The organism is Bradyrhizobium sp. P5_C12 (assembly GCF_054049735.1).
Genome location: NZ_JBFULU010000010.1, coordinates 154,286 through 170,961 on the forward strand (window position 1 = coordinate 154,286; position 16,676 = coordinate 170,961).

Genomic DNA, 16,676 nt, shown 5'->3' on the forward strand with positions numbered 1-16,676 from the left:
GGAATCGTAGGGTGGGTTAGCGAAGCGTAACCCACCAGCTTGCTTTGGCGCGGATAGACCGTGGTGGGTTACGCCGAGCGGACTGCGCTTCGCGCAGCCGCGGGGCTAACCCACCCTACGGCACCGCGCTAGTTCAACACCCGCTTCAAATCCGGGCTGTCGAGCGAGAAGGTCGGCACGTCGATCTCGAAGCGCTCGCCGCTTTCGGTGACCATCTGGTAGCGGCCGGTCATGAAGCCCGAGGCGGTCGAGAGCGGCACGCCCGAGGTGTATTCGAAGCGCTCGCCGGGCGCCAGAATCGGCTGCTCGCCGACCACGCCCTCGCCCTTCACCTCCTGCTGCCGGCCCGAGGCGTCGGTGATGATCCAGTGCCGCGTCTTGAGCTGTACGGTCTCATCGCCGGAATTGGTGATGACGATGGTGTAGGACCAGAAAAACCGGGACCGGTCGGCCGACGACTGCTCCGGAACAAAGTTCGGCTCGACGGTCACTTCGATCTGGCGGGTCACGGCGCGGTACATGGCTGCCATCATAACGAAATCCCGGCCGGGAACCAAACGCCGGAGGCGGTTTTGGCGACATCGTCCCGCCCGAATTCGAAGGGAAGTACACCCCCAGGGAAATACACCTCGATGTGATCTGGTCGCTTTGCGAGACGCCGACCGGACCGGTACACTCCTTTTAACGTCGCGATTTGCGTAAGGGTTTCGGGCCCCGATGACCATTGCCGACCAAGTGACGGGATCGACGATCGCGGGAACTGCGGATGGCAAATCCGCGGTTGCGAAACCCCGCGCCGCCGCGCAGGCCATCACGCTGCCCGCCATCGGCGAGCGTGAGCTCAGGCTCGACCTGTTCCGTGGGCTCGCGCTGTGGCTGATCTTCATCGACCATTTGCCGCCGAGCCTTCTGACCTGGTTCACGATCCGCAATTACGGCTTCAGCGATGCCACCGAGATATTCATCTTCATCTCCGGCTACACCGCAGCCTTCGTCTACGGCCGCGCCATGCTGGAAAGCGGCGTCGTCGTCGCCACCGCGCGAATCCTGCGCCGGGTCTGGCAGATCTATGTCGCCCACGTCTTCCTGTTCACGATCTTCCTCGCCGAGATCTCCTACGTCGCGACCAGGTTCGAGAACCCACTCTACACCGAAGAGATGGGCATCATGGATTTCCTCAAGCAGCCCGACGTCACCATCGTGCAGGCGCTGCTGTTGCGCTTCCGCCCCGTGAACATGGACGTGCTGCCGCTCTACATCGTGCTGATGCTGGCGCTGCCTTTCATCCTCTGGTCGATGAAGTGGAAGCCCGACGTCACGCTCGGCCTTTCCGTTATCCTCTACGCCGTTACATGGGAATACGACCTCTACTTTTCGGCCTATCCGAACGGCTTCTGGGCGTTCAATCCGCTGGCCTGGCAATTGCTTTTCGTGTTCGGTGCATGGTGCGCGCTGGGAGGTGCGCGACGCATGTCGCGCATCCTGGCTTCACCCGTAATGATGTGGATCGCGATCGCCTATATCGTCGCGGCATTCTACGTGACCCTGACCTGGTACGTGCCGCAATTGTCCCATCTGATGCCGAAGCGGCTCGAGCAATGGATGTATCCGATCGACAAGACCGATCTGGACGTGTTGCGCTTCACCCATTTCCTGGCGCTGGCCGCGCTCACCGTGCGCTTCCTGCCGCGGGACTGGCCGGGCCTGACATCGCCCTGGCTGCGGCCGCTGATCCTGTGCGGCTCCCACTCCCTGGAGATCTTCTGCCTCGGCGTCTTCCTGGCCTTCGCCGGCCATTTCATCCTGGCCGAGGTGTCCGGCGGCGCGGTCATGCATGCGCTGATTAGTCTCTCGGGAATCCTGGTCATGTGGGGCGTCGCCTGGGTGATTTCGTGGTACAAGCGCGTAGCTGACAAGAGCGGTTCGAAAACCAAAAGCGCCGTCGGCAGCGCCGATATGGCGGGAGGGGGCTGATGAAGGCGAAGGTTTTCCTGAGCCTGATCCTGCTGTGCGGTGGTCTCGCCGCGCCCCCGGCGCGCGCGGACGATGCTGCGTCTGCCGTTCCTGCCGCACCCCCCGCCTGCGAATTGCCGTCCTACCTGCTCGCGACCGAGAGTCCGCTGCACAAGGTCGCCGATGCCGTGAAAGCGGGCAAACCCCTCGAAATCCTGGTCATCGGCAGCCGTTCGACCACGATTCCGGCTTCGGAGGACAGCTCCTATCCGGCGCGTATGCAGGCGATCCTGAGGGAAAGGCTGCCGCCATCAGAGGCCGTGCACGTCTCCGTAGAAATACAGAGCAAGAAAACGGCAGAGGAGGCTGCCACCACCTTCGTTAAGCTGATGGAAGCAAAAAGGCCTACTTTGGTCATCTGGCAGACCGGGACCGTGGATGCTATCCGAGCCATCGATCCCGACGATTTTCGCGGCGCCGTCACTGAAGGGGTTGCTGCGTTGCAAAATGCGGGGGCGGATGTCGTGCTGATGAACTTGCAATACAGCCCACGTACCGAAACCATGATCTCCGTGCCGCCCTATCTCGACAATATGCGGGTGGTGGCCCAGGAGCATGACGTCCCGTTGTTCGATCGTTTCGCGATCATGCGGCAATGGAATGATCAGGGTCAGTTCGACCTGTTCAGCCCCTCCCGCGGTCCTGAACTGGCGAAACAGGTCCATGATTGCCTTGGCCGGGCGTTGGCACAGTTCGTGATGGATGCTGCACATCTGGGACCGGCCCAGCAGCAAAATTGAGGTCTAGCGTTAATGAGTTCTCTCCGCCCTTTTTGCCTGACGGCATGGTTGGCCGCGCCCGCAGCGGCGGCGCTGCTGTTGCTGACGCCGGCTTCGCTGGCACCTGCGCGAGCACAGGCTGCGCAGGCAACCCCTGCTCCGCAGCAGACGGCTAATCCGGCTCCCGCATCGCCGTCCCAGACCACTGTCGCTGCCACCCACCCGCCAGCCGAGCAGCGCGGCATCACCGGGCGCGCCATCGACAAGGTGAAGCAGGTGGCAAAATCGGCCGGTGACATTTTCAGCCGCGTGCCTTGCCTGGCCGCGAAGGGCGGCTCGAAGACGATGGGCTCGCTGCCGCATGTCGCGGGCAAGCTCGTCGCCGGCAAGCCGGTCGTGATCGTCGCGTTCGGCTCATCCTCGACCGCCGGCTATGGCGCAAGCTCGCCCGATTTCAACTATCCGAACCGTCTCGCCGCGCAGCTTCGCCGGCAATATCCGACCGCCAGCATCACCGTCATCAATGCCGGCGTCGGCGGCGAGGATGCGCCCGAGATGATGAAGCGTCTCCAGACGGAGGTGATCGACGTCCACCCGGATCTCGTGATCTGGCAGGTCGGCACCAACGCGGTGCTACGCAATCTCGATCCCGGTGACACCGCCAAGATGGTCGAGGACGGCATCTCCCGCATCCAGGCCGCCGGCGGCGCCGATATCGTGCTGGTCGATCCGCAATATTCGCCGGCGGTCAACCAGCGCGCCGAGAGCGCCGGCAAGATGGTGAAGCTGCTCGGCAAGGTCGCCGAGCTCCGTCACGTCGGCATCTTCCCGCGCTTCGAGGTGATGCGCGACTGGCACGAGACGCAGGCCATCCCGGTGGAGAGCTTCGTCATTGCCGACGGCCTGCACATGAACGACTGGGGCTACGCCTGCTTCGCCCAGCTCTTGGGTGACGACATCATCCGCTCCGTCGGCCAGATCAAGCTCGGCGTGAACGTGCCCGGGGATGTGCGGACGTACCGGCCGATGTAGGCATCGGTGCCGTAGGGTGGGTTAGGCGAAGCCGTAACCCACCATGCATCAACGATTGCGGAACGAAGTTGGTGGGTTACGCCGAGCAGATGCGCTTCGCGCATCTGCAGGGCTAACCCACCCTACGAGTGCGAGTGCTTGGCTCGCCTCACGCCTTCTCCAGCGCCGCCGTCAGATCCTCGATCAGATCATCCGGATGCTCGAGCCCCGCCGAGAAGCGAATAAAGCCCTCGCTGATCCCGAGCGCGGCGCGGTCTTCCGGCTTCAGGCGCTGATGCGTGGTGGTGGCCGGATGCGTCACCAGGCTCTTGGCGTCGCCGAGATTGTTCGAGATCTTCGCAAGCTTGAGCTCGTTGAGCACGCGGAATGCCGCCTGCTTGCCGCCCTTGACCTCGAAGCCGACCAGCGTCGAGCCGCCGCGCATCTGCTTCTTCACCAGCGCCGCCTGCGGATGATCGGCGCGGCCGGGATAGATCAGCCGTGAAATCTTCGGATGGCTCGCCAGCACCTCGGCGACGCGCCCCGCCGTCTCGGTCTGCGCGCGCACGCGCACGCCCAGCGTCTCCAGGCCCTTGAGCAGGACCCAGGCGTTGAACGGCGAGATCGACGGGCCGGTCTGGCGCATGAAATTATGCAGGTGCTCGGCGATGAAGGCTTCCGAGGACAGGATGATGCCGCCGAGACAACGGCCCTGGCCGTCGATGTGCTTGGTCGCGGAATAGACCACGACGTCGGCCCCGAGCGCGAGCGGGCTCTGCCAGATCGGCGTCGCGAACACGTTGTCGACGACGAGCCGCGCGCCGCCGCTGTGCGCGATCTCGGCGATGCCGGGGATGTCGAGCACGTCGAGCGTCGGATTGGTCGGGCTCTCCAGGAAGAACGTCTTGGTGTTCGGCCTCAAGGCGCGCTGCCACTGGTCGAGATCGGAGCCGTCGACCAGCGTGGTCTCGATGCCGTAGCGCGGCAACAGATCCTGAATGACGTAGAGACACGAGCCGAACAGCGCGCGCGAGGCGACCACGTGATCGCCGGACTTCAGCGGCGCCAGGATCGCGGTCGTCACTGCGGCCATGCCAGTCGCGGCCGAGCGGGCCGCTTCGGCGCCTTCGAGCTCGATCATGCGGCGCTCGAACATCGAGATCGTCGGGTTCGAGTAGCGCGAATAGATGAAGCCGGGATCCTCGCCCTTGAACCGCGCCTCGCACTCCTCGGCGCTGTTGTAGACATAGCCCTGGGTCAGGAACAGCGCCTCCGACGTCTCGCCAAATTGCGAGCGCAGGGTGCCGGAATGGACCAGCCGGGTTTCGGGACGGTAGTGTGCGGCGGACGCCGGGGACTTCGACATATGACCTCTCCAACGTGACCATTCTGGAAAATGGTCACAAAAAAAACCGGCCTGGATATTTCCACTGGCCGGGATCACAGAGGTCCCCGGCCTGTTTAGCGACTTATTTAACGTGGCTGCAAGCCGGCCGGCTCAAATCACCACGGGATAAGTCATGCTCATATTCCGCAATGCCCTTTTCGTCAAGGCGTCCATCGGATAGCCGTAAAAGACTGTATTTTCCGCATGTCCGGATACATTTGCCCCCTGACGAGGACCCCCGTTTGACGTTCACGGTCGCAGCCGACGCCAATGGTATCCTGCCCGACCGCATGATCGCGGCGATGGCGGAAGCAGGCCTCATCCTGCCCGCCTACGATTTCGTCGAAAGCCAGATCCAGCCGGCGAGCCTCGACCTTCGCCTCGGCGACATCGCCTATCGCGTGCGCGCAAGCTTCCTGCCCGGTCCCGGCGCCACCGTCGCCGAGCGCATCGACGAGTTGAAGCTGCACGAGTTCAGCCTCGCCGACGGCGCCGTGCTTGAGACCAACTGCGTCTACATCGTGCCGCTGCTCGAAAGCCTGGCGCTGCCGCCGGAGATCGTGGCGGCGGCGAACCCGAAGAGCTCCACCGGCCGGCTCGACGTCTTCACCCGCGTGATCGCCGACGGCACCCGCCGCTTCGACATGATCGGCGCCGGCTATCACGGTCCGCTCTACGCCGAGATCAGCCCGAAGACGTTTCCGGTGCTGGTGCGCGAGGGCTCGCGCCTCTCCCAAGTGCGCTTCCGCACCGGTGACGCCATCCTCAACGCCGACGAGCTCGACGCGCTGCATGCCGCTGAGCGCCTCGTCGACATCGACGATGCCGATCTCTCGGGCGGCGTCGCCGTCTCCGTCGATCTCTCCGGCGAGAAAGCCAACGGCTTCGTCGGCTACCGCGCCAAGCGCCACACCGGTGTGGTCGACGTCGATCGCCGCGCAGGCTATTCGGTCGAGGATTTCTGGGAGCCGATGTCTGCGCGCCCCGACGGCAGCCTGATCCTCGATCCCGGCGAGTTCTATATCCTCGCCTCCAAGGAAGCCGTGCAGGTGCCGCCCGATTTCGCCGCGGAGATGGTGCCGTTCGATCCGCTGGTCGGCGAATTCCGCGTGCATTATGCCGGCTTCTTCGATCCCGGCTTCGGCTATGCCGGCGCCGGCGGGCAGGGCTCCCGCGCCGTGCTGGAGGTGCGCTCGCGCGAAGTGCCCTTCATCCTCGAGCACGGCCAGATCGTCGGCCGCCTCGTCTACGAAAAGATGCTGGCACGCCCCGACGCCATGTACGGCCAGCGCATCGGCTCCAACTACCAGGCGCAGGGGTTGAAGCTCTCCAAGCATTTCCGGGTGTAGCAATATTCCGTAAGCCCGGATGAGCGCAGCGACATCCGGGAACAGTGCTCCCGCATATCGCTTCGCTCATGCGGGCTCCGATGCAAGCAAATTTTCACCGGTGTCATGCTCCGCGAAGGCGGGGAAGCCAGTACGCCGCGGCCCATCGATTCAATCACGACCGTCTCTGGAATACTGGATCGCCCGCCCCAGTGCGCAATTGCGCACAAGGCGGGCGATGACAGCGAGTGTGTGTCCGGTTGCGCCGCTTCATCGGCGATGACACACTCCTGCAAAACAACAAGCCGGGAGCGAACGATGAGCGCCGCAGCGGATACCGCGCAGCAGCAAGCCCAATGGACACGCTGGCGCGCGGTCGCCGATCTCTATCACGCTTATTTCACCGGCCTCATCCTCACCGTCGTCACGCGGCGCGGCACGGCTGATGCCGCCGAGTTCGTGTTCCGCGTGTTCCGCCGCCAGCAGCAGGAACGCTTCCTGCCCGGGCTCGAGAAGCTCGGATTGCGCCATCTGCCGCCGGCGGTCGCCGCCGCGCAATATCACTATCTCTCGAACTGGATCGGCGGCGTGCATGTCGAATACATGTACGAGAGCGACGCCAAGGCCTGGATCCGCTATCCGCCGCCGCGCTGGATCTGGAAGGGCACCGCGATCTGCGGCGTGCCGGGCGAGGTCTCACGCGCGATGCTGCGCGGCTGGCACGCCAACAACGGCGTCGCGCTCGGCGATCTCAGGCTCGGCTTCGTCTGCACCAAGCAGAGCGTCGATGGCCAGGACGGGCTCGAGGGCTATTACCACCAGTACGACCACCCGCTCGAGCTCGACCAGCGCCTGGTGTTCGCGCGCCATCTCGAAGCGCCGCTGTTCGATGCGAAGGCCGCGCCGGCATTGCCGGTCGCAAGCTGGCCAAAGCCGCGGCTCGAAAAAGCCTATCGCAACTACGCGATGGAATATGTGCGCACGGCCGCGCCGGTGATGGTGCAGCTGTTCGGGCCGGAGGATGCCGGCTATCTCCTTCACCTCACCGGCAAGCTGATCGGCATGCAATATTTCGACGAGGTCGCGGCGGCGCTGTCGATGAGCCGCGGCGGCGCGAGCGAATTCGCAGCGTTCCTCAACGCGCTGCTCGCCACGCAGGACGATGCTGCCGAGACGGCGACGTCCGAAGGCGCGTTCGAAATCCGCCAGCAGAGCTGGAAGCTGATGGACGATGTCGCCGACTATCACCGCGCCTGCGCCAAGGTGCTGGAAGGATTGTTCGAAGGTCTCGCTGCGGGCTGCGGCCGGCATATCGGCGTGCATATGCGGCCTGCCGCGGGCGGCCGTCCGCCGCTGGTCTGGACGATCGGTTGAAGAACGGCGCGGCCACTTCGCCTCTCCCCGCGTGCGGGGAGAGGCCGGATTGCATCGAAGATGCAATCCGGGTGAGGGGGACTCTCCGCGAGTCCAGCTCTCACCGTTTTCGCGGACGCAGCCCCTCACCCCAAGACCGCAATTCCACGGGCTGAAATGCGCTGCCGCAGGGCACGCTTGCATCAGGCGCAGGAGGAATCGGCAATTGTCGTGCTAACAAGCGTCGCACCGCGCGTTCTGCGCGAATGAATCGATTGGCACACCAAGTGATTGCCGCGCCGCGAATGGCGCTCGTGCCCGGGAGAGGAAATGTCCGACATCGCCGAAATCCCGGTCGATGAACAAGAGCGACCGCTGCCGCCGCTCCCGCAGCCGGTGCGAAGTGCGCTGACCGACGGCCCGATCCTGCGCACGCTGCTCGGCCTTGCCTGGCCCAATGTCGTCGCGCTGTCGGCCGGCACCTGCACGGTGATCGCGGAGACCTCCTATATCGGCCGGCTCGGCGTCGAGGCATTGGCCGCGATGGCGCTGGTGTTTCCGACCGTGATCCTGACCATGACGATGTCCGGCGGCGCCATGGGCGGCGCGGTGGCCTCCGCCATTGCGCGTGCACTCGGCGCCGGCGATCGCGAGCGCGCCAGCACGCTCGCCGCGCATGCGCTCCTGATCGGCATCACCTTCGGCCTCGTCTTCATGCTGGGCATGCTGATTTACGGGCCCAAAGTGCTCGAAATGCTCGGCGGCCGCGGCGATGTGCTGACGCATGCGATCGCCTACACGCAGGTGTTCTTCGGTGGCGCCGTGCTGCCCTGGCTGCTCAACACCATGGCCGGCGTCCTGCGCGGCACCGGCAACATGAAGCTGCCGTCGTTCCTGATTCTCAATTCGGCGGCCTGGCAGATCGTGCTCGGCGGCACGCTGGGCCTCGGACTCGGACCGGTGCCGCAGTTCGGCATGCGCGGCGTCGCGGCCGGCGCGCTGATCGCCTATTGCATGAACATCGCCATCATGGGCTGGTACCTGTTCTCGGGTCGCGCCCGCGTCGTCCCGAAGCTGCGCGGCCTGCGCATCCAATGGGCGATGTTCTTTGACATCCTGAAGGTCGGCGCCATCGCATGCTTCTCGCCGCTGCAATCGGTGCTGACGATCTCGATCTTCACCCACATGCTGGCGAAGTTCGGCACCGCGATCCTTGCCGGCTACGGCATCGGCGCGCGGCTGGAATTCCTGCTGACCTCGATCGCGTTCTCGTTCGGCATCGCCTCGGTGCCGATGGTCGGCATGGCGGTCGGCGCCGGCCGCATCGCACGCGCCCGCCGCATCGCCTGGATCGCGGGTGCGAGCGCCTTCGTCGCCGTCGGCGCGCCAGCCTGCCTGGTCGCGATCTTCCCCGATCTCTGGGTCAACATTTTCACCGACAGCGCAACGGTGCGTGCCACCAGCCACCAATATCTGTCGACGGTGGCGCCGTTCTACGCCTTCATCGGCCTCGCCTCGACGATGTATTTCTCCTCGCAGGGCGCGGCCAAGGTGATCGGGCCGGTGCTGGCGCAGACCGCGCGGCTCATCTACATCTCGGCGATCGGCTGGTGGCTGTCGACGCATGAGGCCACGGCGCAGAGCTTCTTCTGGCTTGCCGCAAGCTCGATGGTCGTGCTCGGCCTGCTCTCAAGCGCCAGCGTGGTGCTGACGCGCTGGGCTCCGCGCGAGAACAAGCCGGCGATCCGGCCGGCTCTGTCGGCCGCGGCGGATTAGGCGCAGCTGCCGGATTTTTGTTTCGAAATATTTCCATCGGCTGCCTAGCAATACAGGGTAACCACGGCTGCCTTGGCCGAAGGCTCCGCGCCAGCTCCTGGGGACAATTTTGCTGCGAGTCCACCAGAAGCACGGAAAGGCACCATGACCTCGATTTCGGCGCTCTCCTCGCACCATCACCACGCATCGCCGTTGAAACGACTCCAAGACGAACTGCAAACGGAAGTCAGCTCCGGCGCGGTCAGTTCGTCCGATCAGTCGGCGCTGTCGGCAGCGCTCAGCGATATCGACTCCGCCTTGCAATCAAGCAGCGCGAGCGATCAATCCAGCGGATCATCGACTGACGCTTTCAAGTCCAAGATCGACGATCTCATCCAGAAGGAAGTTTCGGACGGCAAGCTGACCGACCAGCAGGCCACCGAGCTGCAAGGTATCTTCAAGTCGGCGTTCTCCCAGGGGCCGGGTGGCGCAGGTGGACCGGAAGGAGCAGGCGGACCGCCGCCCGGCGGGCCTCCTCCCGCCAACGCCACGGACAGTTCGTCAAGCGGCAACTCGGTGGTGGACATGCTTCAGCAATTCCTCGATTCGCTGAAGAGCCTGCTCACGGATTCGACCTCGTCCAGCACGACGGGATCGAGCGACACGACGAGTGCAGGCGATTCTTCTTCGACCACCACCGCCACAGACAGTTCGTCGAGCGGCGAGTCGGCGACGGACCTGCTTGAGCAATTCCTTCAGTCGCTGAAGAATTCGCTCACGGATCCGACCTACAGCGCGACGCGAGCCAGCGACGCGACGAATGCACGCGACCCCTCGCTGTCCGGCGTCCTTATCAACGATCGGATCTGATACCGGCGGCGCCCCATCCGCCGGCCCGGCGCAACCATCCTTCGTCCCCCGCGACGGGTGGTTGCGTCGTTGCCAGCGTTGCCACGCAGCGGCGATACGCCGACCGGCCTTAGCGATGGCGGTGGCGGCGATGGCCGCCACCGCCGCCGACATTGGCGAGCCGCATCAATTGCGGGATCATCGCCATCATGTCGCTGCCGCCGGAGCCACCCAGCATGCCCATGATGTCGCCGCCGCCGATACCGGTGGGCACATAGCCGCCCCCGCCGATCGGCGTGTAGCCGCCATAATTCGGCGCGCCGAACCCGCCGCCGAAATTGCCGCCGGCGAGGCCACCAAGACCGCCGCCGCCGTTCTCCATCATGCGGCTCATCATCGGGCCCATGGTCTGCATCAGCATGGCGAAGCGGCGCTTGCCCATCTTCGCCTTCATCATCTCCAGCATCGGCGCCATCTGGGTCATCATGTCTTCGCCGCCGGCACCACCGCCACCGCCGAAGCTCGCGAACTGCGCCTTTGCCGGCGTGCTCGCGACGGAAAACAGCAGCAGCACGGCGGCCGCCTGGCAGATCACCTTGTCCGCACCTCTCATGGCATGCTCCTCGCGTGCGTGGTTCCACCGGGAGAGCGGAGCCAACCGGACGCACGCCGCCATGGTTACGGCCGGCGCGGGCAGGGCTCTGTGAGAAAGATCACGCAGCCGCAGGCGGGAACGCCTTGTGCATGGCGATCACGGCCTCCCTGGTCTGCCCCTGGACGTAAGCTGCGAGCTCGTTCGGCAGCATGTCGATGGTCCAGAGCAGGCGGCTTTTGCCATCGCCGTCGGCGATCACCTGCACCGCGGCGCTGTAGTGCTTCAGCCGCTCGTTGTTGATGGCATAGACCAGGCGCTGCCGGGCATCGTTGCAATCGACCAGCACCTCGCGCGCCACCGAGCCGTTGGCGAAGGTGACGATGCGCGCATCGCCGTCGAGCGTGCAGGCGGTGACGAAACCCGGCACCAGCCGTTGGTGCAGGGCGCCGAAATCGCGCACCGCGTCCCAGACGTCGCGGGCAGGGGCGGAAAGGGGGATGTCGTTGTGGATGGAGGCCATGAAGGTGTCCTTGATTGTGATAGTGAGTAGGGTGGGCAAAGGCGCGAAGCGCCGTGCCCACCATTGATCCAGATTGTCGCGTGCAATTGGTGGGCACGCTGCGCTTTGCCCACCCTACGAGTTCTCACCTGTCGCCAGAGCTCACGCGCAAACCGCCTCGACATTGTTGCCGTCCGGATCGATCAAAAACGCCGCGTAATAGGTCGGGCTGTAATCCTTGCGCGGGCCGGCGCCGCCATTGTCGCGGCCGCCGCTCTTCAATCCTTCGCTGTGGAACGCCTTGACCGCGTCATGGTCCTTGGCACGGAAGGCGATATGGGCGCCGTCGGCCTTGCGGCCCTTGTTGAGATGCAGCCAGAGCGCCGGCTCGCCCTTCGGTCCGAAGCCGGCATAGCCGTCGCCGCTCGAGCACAGGACGCAGCCGAGCGGCGCCAGCACCGCGGTGTAGAAGCGCGTGGCGGCGTCGAGGTCGGCAACGCGCAGGCCGATGTGGTCATACATGTTCGTCTCCATTGCAAAGCGCGCCGCAACTGGCGCGTGCCGGAGACGAATCTAGTCAGTTGAGGGCAACCCGCTCTTGGAGAATCTTGCGCTCGCCCCTCGAGGCCTGGCGGAACTTGGTCGGCGACACGCCCGCGGCGCGGTGGAAGGTGCGGACGAAATTGGAGAGGTCGCCGAAGCCGACGTCATAGGCGACGTTGGTGACCGCGATGTCATCATCTGTCAGCAGGCGGGCGGCGTGCCGCAGCCGCGAGCGCACCAGATATTGATGCGGGGTGACGCCGAGCACGGCCGAGAACAGCCGCAGGAAATGGAACGGGCTGAGTCCTGCCTGCTTTGCTGCCTGTTCGAGGTCGACCTCGGCATGCGAGTTGGCGTCGATCCACAGCGCGGCCTCGACCGCGCGGCGGCGGTCGCGTGCGGTTGGTGTGGCCGGCTTGCGCGCCTTGCCCGAGACGACGTCGACGAAGCGCCCCGCTAGGATCTGACCGACCTCGTCGAGACCGAGGTCGCAATTGCCATCTGCCGCCGTCTGCGCGAGCTCGCCCAGCACCATCAGCTCGGGCAGCGGCGGTGTCGCGCCGATCCGCCAGATCTCGCGCCGCCCCCCGAGGGCCTCGACCAGGTCCTCGCTGAAGAAGAAGCCCAGGCAGACGTCGCCGCTGACATGCTCATGCGTGCAGGTGTATTCTTCGCCGGGGGCGCCGACCAGCATCGAGCCCGCCACCAGCTCGAAGGAGCCGGCGCGGCAACGGCAGCCAAAACTGCCCGAACGGACATAGGCGATGGAATGGCCGGTGCGGCACTCCGCAAACGGCGTGTCGTCCGGCCCCGCATCGCAGCGAAACTCGGAGACGGTCATCGATCGTGTCGAGAGCAGCGTGGTCGCGTCCATGCCGCCTTATCTAGGCATGATCCGGACAAGTGTGTAGCGGTTGTCCGACAAGATCATGCCCAAAAGACAAAGCTAAGGCGCGAGCAGGATCGCGCCTTAGCCGGGCGCGCGGGGCGGAGCAACGGGCAGCAGCACCTCGAACAGCGTCTTGCTGGCGATCGGGTGGGCGCCCTCCAGCGCCAGCAGCCGCCGCTTGGAGATCACCCCGCCGTAAGGCGAGGGCCGGTCGGCGTAATTGCCGGCCTCCAGCACCCGGTGGCAGGGCACGATCAGCATGTAGGGATTTCTGGAGATCGCCTGCGCCACCGAATGGGCGGCGCCGGAGGCGCCGAGCGCCCTGGCGATCTCGTGATAGGTGCGCGTCTCCCCGCGCGGGATGGTGCAGGTGTACTCGTAGACCCGCCGGTTGAAGCCGGGCACGCCGCGGGCATCCAGGCTGACCTCGGAAAAATCGGGGTCGCTGCCCTGCAGCAGGCCCACGATGCCCTCGATCGCAAGCTCGGCATTCAGCGGAGGCTGCTGCTCGCGCGCCTCGGGATGGACCGCGAAAATCCGGCGGCGGGTGTCAATCTCCCGCGCCTCCGGCAATTGCACGGCGACCACGCCGGTGCTGCTCCAGATGATGCCGCAGCGCCCGATCGCCGTGTTGAATATCGCGTAGCCACGCCCCACCATGCACACGCCCCACTCAGTGCACGTCTCTCCCCAGACACGCGATCATAACACCGCCACAATCCGGCGCACCTGGAATCTTACCAGGCCGTTAACAACCGTCAGGCCGGGCGCGCCAAACCGCTTGGCGAGAGGCGCCGTCTCGGCTAATCAGGATGGGCGCAAAGCGCATAAGCGGGCGTAGTTCAATGGTAGAACGGCAGCTTCCCAAGCTGCATACGAGGGTTCGATTCCCTTCGCCCGCTCCATCCATGGTTCGCGCGAAGGCGCTTCGCAGGATTTCCATTCTTCGGCAACGCGATGCAGGATGCCCTTCGAAGCTTTAGCGGAGAAAGGTGCTAACCTGGCAGGCTTCGCAGAAACTCCACGATCGCTGTGTTCACCTCCGTTGGCCGCTCCTGCTGCGTCCAGTGGCCACAGCCGGGCAGCATCATGATCTCGCGCAGTTGCGGCACAAATTGCTTCATGTTGGCGAGGTGCTCGGCGGCGCCGGGGAAGGCGATGACCATGTCGTGGTCGCCGGCAATGAAGAGCGAGGGCACCACCACCTTCACGCCCTCGAAGGCCCCCATCAGCTCCCAGTTGCGATCGATGTTGCGGTAGTAGTTGAGCGGCCCGCGAAACCCGCTGCGGGCAAATTCGGCGCCGTAATAGTCGAGGTCGGCGGGGCTCAGCCACGACGGCAGCGGCACCTGCACCTTCGGCAACATGCCGTCCTTGCGCGAGACCATGCCGACGCCGACGGTTCTGCCGGCGCGCTCGGCGTTGGCGCGGATTGCCGCCGCTCCTTCGCCGGAACCGCCAAAGAGCATGGCGCCCAGCGTTGCGCGCGGATCCCGTTCGAACTCGGCTTCGGCGACCCCCGGCTCCTGGAAGTACAGCTGGTAGAACTGCGCATCCGCCGTCTGCGGCATGACACTCGTCGGCCGCACGGGGCTCCGCGGCCGATAGGGCACGCTCAGGATCGCCGCGGCGCGGAAGCGATCGGGCCGCAGGCGCGCCGTGTGCCAGGCGATCGTCGCGCCCCAGTCATGCCCGACGATGACGGCGTCCTTCGCCTCGTAGGCGTCGAGCACGCCGACGAGATCGCCGACCATGTGGAGGATCGTGTACTGGTCGATCGCCTCGGGCCTGTCGCTCTTGCCGTAGCCGCGCATGTCGGGCGCGACCGCGTGGTAGCCGGCCGCCGCCAGCGCCTCGAGCTGGTGCCGCCAGGAGTACCAGCCTTCCGGAAAGCCGTGGCAGAGCAGCACCATTGGCCCCTTGCCCTGCTCGGCGACGTTGAGGCTGATGCCGTTGGTCTTGATCGTCCGTTGCGTCGGCTCGCCCATCTCGTCGCCTCCGGATCATTTGTGGTTGGGGCGCATCCTAATCGACCCTACGAGCTTTGCGAAGATTCTAATATATTGGACTGCCGCTCGCGGCGTTCGCCTCCGTCCGCGCTAAGCTCCCCCCGCCCTGATGGGTGCGGTCCTCGTGTCGGGCATTGTTCGGATGACAACCATGGACCAGCAGAAACTCGACCGCGCGATCGGTCGTCGCTTGAAGACGTTGAGGACGCAGGCGGGCATGACGTTGAACGAACTCGCAACGCGCTCCGGTGTCAGCCGGGCCATGATCGGGCGGGTGGAGCGGGCGCAGAGCAGTGCGACGGCCGCGCTGCTCAACAAGCTCTGCGCGGCGCTCGATGTCACCCTCAGCGACGTCGTCGCGCTCGCGGAGAAGCCCCCGGAGCGGCTGATGCGGCTTGCCGACCAGCCGCATTGGCGTGATCCCGACAGCGGCTACCGGCGACGTCATGCCTCGCCGCCGGATGCGGCAAGCGGCATCGAGATCATCGTCGTCGACCTGCCGGCCGGCGCGCGCGTCTCCTACAGCCCCTGGGGCCGCAACGCCTTCACCCAGCAGCTGCTGATGCTGGAGGGGGCGGTCTGCGTGCATATCGACGCCAAGTCGGTGCGCTTGCGTGATGGAGATTGTCTCGATTTCGACGTGATGCGTGCGGTGACCTTCGAGAACGAAACCAAACAGGATGCGCGCTACGTCATCATCACGCGGCGCGGCGCCTCTTACGGGAAAATGTGATGCCGCTGATCGTGCGGGACGCCACGCTGGAGGATGCCGCCGATATCCTCGCCATCTACAATCACGCCGCGCTCAACACCACGGCGGTCTGGACCGACGGCGCGGTCGATCTCGCTTCGCGGCGCGAATGGATCGGCGCAAGGCGGGACGCCGGCTATCCCGTTCTGGTCGCCATGAAGGGCAGGGATGTGGTCGGCTTCGCGTCCTTCGGCGATTTCCGTCCCTGGCCCGGCTATCGCCACACCGTCGAGAATTCCGTCTATGTCGACGAGCGGCATCATCGCGCGGGCATCGGCCGCAGCCTGATGGTTGCGCTGATCGAGCGTGCCACGGCGTTGAACAAGCACACCATGGTCGCCGCGATCGAGGCCTCGAATTCCGCCTCGATCGCGCTGCACGCCTCGTTCGGCTTTGCCGAGGTTGGCCGCATGCCTGAGGTCGGCTGCAAGTTCGGCCGCTGGCTCGATATGGTCCTCATGCAGATGCGGCTTTCAAGCGGCGTGAGGCCGTGACGATGCAGATCCGTACCGGCGACACTTTTGATCCCCGCGTCATCGCGCTGCTCGACCATCACGTCACCGCGGCGCGGGCACAGACCGCACCGGGCAGCGCGCATGCGCTCGATCTTGCCGGCCTTCGCGCAGCCGATATCGCGTTCTGGACCGGCTGGGACGGCGACACGCTGGTCGCCACCGGCGCACTGAAGACGATTTCGCCTGATCATGGCGAGGTGAAATCGATGCACACGCTCCAGACCACGCGGCGGCGCGGCTTTGGCGGCGAGATGCTCCGCCACATCATCGCCGAAGGCCGTGTGCGCGGCATGTCGCGCCTCAGCCTCGAAACCGGTTCGTGGGACTATTTCAAGCCGGCGCACGCGCTGTACCGGGCGCACGGCTTCGTCGCCTGCGGCCCGCTCGAGGGCTATGTCGTGGATCCCAACAGCCTGTTCCTCACGCTCGATCTGAGTGGTCGCTAAACCCTCCGGCCAAC

The 16,676-nt window shown here is 65.3% G+C and carries 18 protein-coding genes, 1 tRNA gene and 1 riboswitch; of the genes, 11 read left to right on the forward strand and 8 right to left on the reverse strand.

From position 1 onward, the window contains the following. Positions 1-128 precede the first annotated feature (128 nt). On the reverse strand, positions 129-533 hold the full coding sequence (gene apaG, locus ACXJMY_RS12325; protein ID WP_456619601.1) for a Co2+/Mg2+ efflux protein ApaG: 405 nt from the start codon (positions 531-533) through the stop codon (positions 129-131). A gap of 184 nt (positions 534-717) precedes the next feature. On the opposite strand from apaG, the gene ACXJMY_RS12330 reads away from it, so the two are divergent. From ACXJMY_RS12330 to ACXJMY_RS12340, 3 genes are read left to right on the forward strand one after another with little or no spacing between them, the layout of a single operon-like run. Beyond that, on the forward strand, positions 718-1,974 hold the full coding sequence (locus ACXJMY_RS12330; RefSeq protein WP_456619602.1) for an OpgC domain-containing protein: 1,257 nt from the start codon (positions 718-720) through the stop codon (positions 1,972-1,974). Beyond that, the gene (locus tag ACXJMY_RS12335) at positions 1,974-2,753 is read left to right on the forward strand and encodes an SGNH/GDSL hydrolase family protein (RefSeq protein WP_456619603.1); all 780 of its coding nucleotides are present in this window, start codon (positions 1,974-1,976) and stop codon (positions 2,751-2,753) included. Before ACXJMY_RS12330 ends, ACXJMY_RS12335 begins: the two co-directional genes overlap by 1 nt. 12 nt (positions 2,754-2,765) lie before the next feature. Further along, positions 2,766-3,764, forward strand: coding sequence for an SGNH/GDSL hydrolase family protein (locus ACXJMY_RS12340; protein WP_456619604.1), 999 nt, complete (start codon positions 2,766-2,768; stop codon positions 3,762-3,764). A gap of 148 nt (positions 3,765-3,912) precedes the next feature. Here ACXJMY_RS12340 and ACXJMY_RS12345 read toward each other — a convergent pair whose 3' ends face one another. Then, the gene (locus ACXJMY_RS12345) at positions 3,913-5,109 is read right to left on the reverse strand and encodes an O-succinylhomoserine sulfhydrylase (protein WP_456619605.1); all 1,197 of its coding nucleotides are present in this window, start codon (positions 5,107-5,109) and stop codon (positions 3,913-3,915) included. Positions 5,110-5,183: 74 nt separating this feature from the next. Further along, positions 5,184-5,263, reverse strand: a riboswitch (SAM riboswitch). A 109-nt stretch (positions 5,264-5,372) separates the two neighbouring features. Between ACXJMY_RS12345 and ACXJMY_RS12350 the strand changes: the two genes are divergently transcribed. From ACXJMY_RS12350 to ACXJMY_RS12365, 4 genes are all read left to right on the forward strand, one after another. After that, a complete protein-coding gene (locus ACXJMY_RS12350) occupies positions 5,373-6,479 on the forward strand; it encodes a 2'-deoxycytidine 5'-triphosphate deaminase (protein WP_456619606.1) in 1,107 nt (368 codons plus the stop codon). A gap of 297 nt (positions 6,480-6,776) precedes the next feature. Further along, complete coding sequence (locus ACXJMY_RS12355; protein WP_456619607.1) at positions 6,777-7,832, forward strand: hypothetical protein; 1,056 nt, start codon at positions 6,777-6,779, stop codon at positions 7,830-7,832. A gap of 309 nt (positions 7,833-8,141) precedes the next feature. After that, positions 8,142-9,587 carry an MATE family efflux transporter gene (locus ACXJMY_RS12360; protein WP_456619608.1) on the forward strand — a complete coding sequence of 482 codons (1,446 nt, stop codon included), beginning with the start codon at positions 8,142-8,144 and terminating at the stop codon, positions 9,585-9,587. 144 nt (positions 9,588-9,731) lie between these two features. Continuing rightward, a complete protein-coding gene (locus ACXJMY_RS12365; RefSeq protein ID WP_456619609.1) occupies positions 9,732-10,436 on the forward strand; it encodes a hypothetical protein in 705 nt (234 codons plus the stop codon). A 109-nt stretch (positions 10,437-10,545) separates the two neighbouring features. Here the strand turns inward: ACXJMY_RS12365 and ACXJMY_RS12370 are convergent, their stop codons facing one another. From ACXJMY_RS12370 to ACXJMY_RS12390, 5 genes are all read right to left on the reverse strand, one after another. After that, entirely contained in the window at positions 10,546-11,028 is a 483-nt protein-coding gene (locus ACXJMY_RS12370; protein WP_456619610.1) for a hypothetical protein, read from the reverse strand. A gap of 100 nt (positions 11,029-11,128) precedes the next feature. Continuing rightward, complete coding sequence (locus ACXJMY_RS12375) at positions 11,129-11,530, reverse strand: SRPBCC family protein (RefSeq protein WP_456619611.1); 402 nt, start codon at positions 11,528-11,530, stop codon at positions 11,129-11,131. A 141-nt stretch (positions 11,531-11,671) separates the two neighbouring features. Then, complete coding sequence (locus ACXJMY_RS12380) at positions 11,672-12,031, reverse strand: VOC family protein (protein ID WP_456619612.1); 360 nt, start codon at positions 12,029-12,031, stop codon at positions 11,672-11,674. Positions 12,032-12,086: 55 nt separating this feature from the next. Then, on the reverse strand, positions 12,087-12,926 hold the full coding sequence (locus ACXJMY_RS12385) for a helix-turn-helix transcriptional regulator (RefSeq protein ID WP_456619613.1): 840 nt from the start codon (positions 12,924-12,926) through the stop codon (positions 12,087-12,089). A gap of 96 nt (positions 12,927-13,022) precedes the next feature. Further along, complete coding sequence (locus ACXJMY_RS12390) at positions 13,023-13,601, reverse strand: methylated-DNA--[protein]-cysteine S-methyltransferase (RefSeq protein WP_456619614.1); 579 nt, start codon at positions 13,599-13,601, stop codon at positions 13,023-13,025. 171 nt (positions 13,602-13,772) lie between these two features. Here ACXJMY_RS12390 and ACXJMY_RS12395 point away from each other — a divergent pair. Then, a tRNA-Gly gene (locus ACXJMY_RS12395) sits at positions 13,773-13,846 on the forward strand. Between the two features lie 90 nt (positions 13,847-13,936). Here ACXJMY_RS12395 and ACXJMY_RS12400 read toward each other — a convergent pair. After that, positions 13,937-14,929, reverse strand: coding sequence for an alpha/beta fold hydrolase (locus ACXJMY_RS12400; RefSeq protein ID WP_456619615.1), 993 nt, complete (start codon positions 14,927-14,929; stop codon positions 13,937-13,939). A 172-nt stretch (positions 14,930-15,101) separates the two neighbouring features. Between ACXJMY_RS12400 and ACXJMY_RS12405 the strand changes: the two genes are divergently transcribed. From ACXJMY_RS12405 to ACXJMY_RS12415, 3 genes are read left to right on the forward strand one after another with little or no spacing between them, the layout of a single operon-like run. After that, entirely contained in the window at positions 15,102-15,683 is a 582-nt protein-coding gene (locus ACXJMY_RS12405; protein ID WP_456619616.1) for a helix-turn-helix domain-containing protein, read from the forward strand. Beyond that, a complete protein-coding gene (locus ACXJMY_RS12410) occupies positions 15,683-16,195 on the forward strand; it encodes an N-acetyltransferase family protein (RefSeq protein WP_456619617.1) in 513 nt (170 codons plus the stop codon). Before ACXJMY_RS12405 ends, ACXJMY_RS12410 begins: the two co-directional genes overlap by 1 nt. 2 nt (positions 16,196-16,197) lie before the next feature. Continuing rightward, positions 16,198-16,662, forward strand: coding sequence for a GNAT family N-acetyltransferase (locus ACXJMY_RS12415; protein ID WP_456619657.1), 465 nt, complete (start codon positions 16,198-16,200; stop codon positions 16,660-16,662). Positions 16,663-16,676 lie beyond the last annotated feature (14 nt).